General features: G+C 71.5%; 2 protein-coding genes. One reads left to right on the top strand and one right to left on the bottom strand.

The window, feature by feature from the left end:
• Positions 1–23: 23 nt before the first annotated feature.
• Positions 24–815, bottom strand: coding sequence for an IclR family transcriptional regulator (locus ACFU53_RS47715; protein WP_384006851.1), 792 nt, complete (start codon positions 813–815; stop codon positions 24–26).
• A gap of 224 nt (positions 816–1,039) precedes the next feature.
• Here ACFU53_RS47715 and ACFU53_RS47710 point away from each other — a divergent pair, with 224 nt between their 5' ends.
• Positions 1,040–2,341: a glucarate dehydratase family protein gene (locus ACFU53_RS47710; protein WP_384006847.1), complete on the top strand. Its 1,302-nt coding sequence runs from the start codon at positions 1,040–1,042 to the stop codon at positions 2,339–2,341.
• Positions 2,342–2,491 lie beyond the last annotated feature (150 nt).

The raw sequence follows: 2,491 nt of genomic DNA, 5'->3' as shown, positions 1-2,491 counted from the left end.
CCCCATCAAGGCGCGCCGCCTTCTCAGCGCCAGACCGGCGCCCCCGCGCCTCCCGGGCTCGTCGCCTCGATCTTCGCCCGGATCTCCCTCATCACCTCCACGATGCGGCGCTCGTGGTCCGGGGTCAGGCGGGCGACCGGGACCGAGCAGCTGACGGCGTCCTCGGCGGGGGTGTCGGCGCGGAGGGCGAAGCCGAAGCCGATGATGCCGGTGACCCCCTCCTCGTGGTCGACGGCGTAGCCGCGGGCTCGGACGGCGGCGAGGTCGGCGGCGAGGGAGGCGCGGGTGGTGTGGGTGTTGGGGGTGAGCGCCTCGTAGGGGCCCTCGGGAAGGTTCGTGTCGGGGCGTTCGGCGAGGAGTGCCTTGCCGAGGGCGCCGGCGTGGGCGGGAAGACGGCGGCCGACGCGGCTGATCGTGCGCAGGTACTCGTGGGACTCACGGGTGGCCAGGTAGGCGACGTCCATGCCGTCCAGGCGGGCGAGGTGGATGGTCTCGCCGAGGGCCTCGGACGCCTCGTCGAGGTAGGGCCGTACGGCGCGCACGCGCGGGTCGGAGTCCAGGTAGCTGGTGCCGGTGAGCAGGGCGCGGATGCCGATGCCGTAGAGGGAGCCGGTGGTGTCCGTGCGGACCCAGCGCCGGCCGATCAGGGTCTGGAGCAGGGCGTACATCGAGCTGCGCGGGACCTGGAGCTCGTCCGCCAACTCCTGGAGACGTGCGGGCCGGTCGCCGCGCGCGGCCAGCAGTTCCAGCAGGTCGACCGTGCGCGCCGCCGACTTCACCTCGCGGACGCCCCCGGCGCCGTCTGTCTCCGACATGTGCCGATCGTAGGCGGGGCGTGCGCGCTCTATTGACGCCGGATGTTCGCGTACCTAATCTTCATCTTCATACGTAGATGGTGTCTACATAGGGAGATGGCCCCAGGTCCCGCTCGTGGAACCGCGCGGACGCCCCGTCGGCCTCGTACACGCCCCGCTGACCGACCCCTCGCCTCCGACCTCGCCCCCGCAGAATCCGCCGTCCCGACCGTAGGAGCCGCCCTGTGACCGCGACCCGCGACCTGACCATCACCGAGGTCCGGCTGACCCCGATCCTGGTCGCCGACCCGCCGCTGCTGAACACGCAGGGCGTGCACCAGCCGTACACCCCGCGGCTCATCGTGGAGGTCGTGACCGCCGACGGGACCACGGGCGTCGGCGAGACGTACGGCGACACGAAGTATTTGGAGCTGGCCCGGCCGTTCGCGGCGAAGCTGGTGGGCCGTCAGGCCGACGACCTGAACGGGCTGTTCGTCCTGGCCGACGAGGTGGCGGTCGACGGGTCACGGGTCTCCGGGCAGGTCGACGTGGGCGGGCTGCGCGGCGTCCAGACCGCCGACAAGCTGCGGCTGTCGGTCGTGTCGGGGTTCGAGGTCGCCTGTCTCGACGCGCTCGGCAAGGCACTGGGGCTGCCCGTGCACGCGCTGCTCGGCGGCAAGGTGCGGGACGCCGTGGAGTACAGCGCGTACCTCTTCTACAAGTGGGCGGACCACCCCGAGGGCGTCGTCTGCGAGAAGGACGACTGGGGGGCGGCGGTGGACCCGGCCGGGGTCGTGGAGCAGGCCCGGAAGTTCAAGGAGCGGTACGGGTTCACGTCGTTCAAGCTGAAGGGGGGTGTCTTCCCGCCGGAGGAGGAGATCGCCGCGATCCGTGCGCTGGCCGAGGCGTTCCCCGGCCATCCGCTGCGGCTGGACCCGAACGGCGCCTGGTCCGTGGGGACTTCGCTGAAGGTCGCGGACGAGTTGGCGGACGTTCTCGAGTACCTGGAGGACCCGGCGCTCGGGACGCCCGCGATGGCCGAGGTCGCCGCGCGGACGGACGTGCCCCTGGCCACCAACATGTGCGTGACGACCTTCGCGGAGATCAAGGAGGCGTTCACGAAGGGCGCCGTGCAGGTCGTTCTCTCCGACCACCACTACTGGGGCGGGCTGCGCAACACCCGCGAACTGGCCGCCGTCTGCCGTACGTTCGGTGTCAGCGTGTCCATGCACTCCAACACCCATCTGGGCATCAGTCTCGCCGCGATGACCCATGTGGCGTCCACGGTGCCCGACCTCCACCACGCCTGCGACTCCCACTATCCGTGGCAGTCGGAAGATGTCCTCACCTCGCGTCTCACGTTCGAGGACGGGGCGGTGCGGGTGTCGGACGCGCCGGGGCTCGGGGTCGAACTCGACCGCGGGAAGCTGGAGTTCCTGCATCGGCGGTGGCTGGCCGATGACGGGTCGCTGAAGGACCGGGATGACGCGGCGGCGATGCGTGTGGCCGACCCGGACTGGGTGACGCCGTCCGTGCCGCGCTGGTAGCACCCATCCTCCTCGCCCCCGCCGCCCCTACCCATTCCCATCCCCAGGGACTGCCGCCCCTTCGACCCCGCTCGGGCGGGTTGTTCGTCCGCGGCCGAGTGGAGCTCGCGCAGTTCCCCGCGCCCCTGAAAGCAAGGGGGCGCGGGGAAC

Source organism: Streptomyces sp. NPDC057474, from assembly GCF_042802555.1.
Classification (GTDB): Bacteria; Actinomycetota; Actinomycetes; order Streptomycetales; family Streptomycetaceae; genus Streptomyces.
Note: the sequence above shows the minus strand (reverse complement) of the source record. Positions and strands in the feature narration are given on the sequence as shown.